Source organism: Vogesella fluminis (assembly GCF_014652335.1).
GTDB classification, from domain to species: domain Bacteria; phylum Pseudomonadota; class Gammaproteobacteria; order Burkholderiales; family Chromobacteriaceae; genus Vogesella; species Vogesella fluminis.
In genome coordinates, this window is sequence record NZ_BMYP01000093.1 from 1 (window position 1) to 2065 (window position 2065).

At 53.5% G+C, this 2065-nt stretch carries 2 protein-coding genes; both read left to right on the plus strand.

Annotated features, from left to right (window positions below; genetic code table 11):
- A partial coding sequence (locus IE083_RS15515; protein WP_189354937.1) for an IS3 family transposase occupies positions 1 to 830 on the plus strand: 830 nt, incomplete at its 5' end.
- A 150-nt stretch (positions 831 to 980) separates the two neighbouring features.
- Complete coding sequence (locus tag IE083_RS15520) at positions 981 to 1913, plus strand: hypothetical protein (RefSeq protein ID WP_189354938.1); 933 nt, start codon at positions 981 to 983, stop codon at positions 1911 to 1913.
- Positions 1914 to 2065: the final 152 nt, after the last annotated feature.

The following is a 2065-nucleotide window of genomic DNA, read 5'->3' on the forward strand; positions in this document are numbered from 1 at the left end:
TCAACTTGATGGGCAAGGGGCTGAGTGAACGCCGATCATTGCGCGTGGTGGGTATGAGTCCCAGTGCACTACGCTACCAGCCGCAGCCCGACCGTAATGCCGCCCTCAAGGAGAAGATCATTGCGTTGGCACAGCGCCACTGGCGTTACGGTGCAGCAATGATCTACCTGAAGCTGCGGCAGGAAGGCATGCAGGTCAATCACAAGCGCGTGGATCGACTCTATGCCGAGGCGGGTCTGCAAATTCGCCGGCGTAAGCGCAAGAAGGTGCCGGTGGCAGACCGTCACCCGCTGGCGCGTCCCCTGGTCGCCAACCAAGTCTGGTCGATGGACTTCGTGTTCGACCGGACGGCAGAGGGGCGTGTCATCAAGAATCTGACGGTGGTCGATGATGCCACGCATGAGGCCGTCGCCATTGTGCCGGAGCGCGCGATGAGCGGCATGCATCTGACGCGTGTCCTCGACCAGTTAGCGCAGACACGCGGCTTGGCCAAAGCGATCAGGACCGATAACGGAAAGGAGTTCTGCAGCCGCGCCATGCTCACCTGGGCGCATGCCCGTGGAGTTCAACTCTTCCTCATCGAGCCCGGCAAGCCCAATCAGAACGCTTACATCGAATCGTTCAACGGGCGCTTCCGGGATGAGTGCCTGAACGAACATTGGTTCACCAGCCTGCGCCATGCTCAAGTTGTCATCGAAGCCTGGCGGAGGGAATACAACAATGAAAGACCCAAGAAAGCGCTGGGTGGTTTGACGCCGGCTGCCTACGCCAAATCACTTGCAGAGAAATCAGGTAAATTAAGCCCGGACTCTAAAGCCCTCTGCTACTGAAAATGGGGGGACGTCGGCGGAATGGCAAGTAATCTACTGGACTGTACCTGTGCGCATCCGAGATTCTTCTCAAAGGATTGGAAACCATAGATGACGTATTTCATACAAATACTGCAGCGTTCCACTCATCCATGATGGAGCGCCTGTCCAATGCATGAAGATCATGGCCAAAACAAAGTGATCATGCCAAAGTTAATTATCGATGAGAGCATGCTCAAACGAATTGCAGCCAGCTTTACAGGTCTACCAATCACAATGGGGCCTGACGGAGAAATGCTGGCTCCCGGCATTGTTGACCTACTTGAAGCCGATCACACCATCTCTCGCTGGGCACCCAACGACGATCGAACTGGCATGCTAGTGCTTGCCGCCGAAGCATGTCGTGACGTTACGTTTTACTCAGAACGCCTGATTGACTCCAAGACACGACGGAGAGCCATGAGAGGAGTCACTGTGCCTGTCTGCAAACTCATGGACGTTACGGCTCTTCTTGTATCGAGGATGAATGACAAATCATCCCGTGACACCCGTGCTCAGTGGCCAAATGCAGATCAAAAAACCTATCACGAGGTAGCCAAACGCTTAAAGAAAAATCGTCTGCAGGGTCCCGTTAGGTGGGTTCGCAACAAGATTGGTGCGCACCTTGATGCAGAGGCTTTTACGGCGGGCACCGAGTACCTCAAGCTGGACGACATTCTGGGGGCCTTTGGAGATTGCGTGGTATTGCTAACGTTGTCGATGAACTACCCATCAAGCTGGTTCAGCTGGATTCGCGGTCTCGGGACATCGCCTGATGGTCGGCAGCAAATCGTAGAAACGATGTTCGAATATCCATTATGTGTTCGTTGGGTCACGGACTTGGACGGATACCCAATTGCTTTGAGTAGGGCTATGTTGGCCGAAGACCCAAGACATGAACTTCAAACTCAAATGTTGGAAGCCACTAACGCATACAACGAATTGGTAAGAGTGACGGGCATACAACTTCCACTCATTTCCATGAATCCGATGGTCGATGCTGCAGGCTCAGCTCAGAAGATCTCGGCAACTAACAACCCCCTTGAAAGAATAAGAATATTTTAGCCCTCTAGGGGCTCGTGCGCCCCTAATCATTAATTCGCGGTGGCGATCGTAGTCATGGTATCGCGCAAGCCTTTGATGCTTTGGCTAGGTTGGGGCCTGTCCGAATTTTTGTGTAAACGGGGTTTCAAATCACATCTGAGGAATGCGTTCCT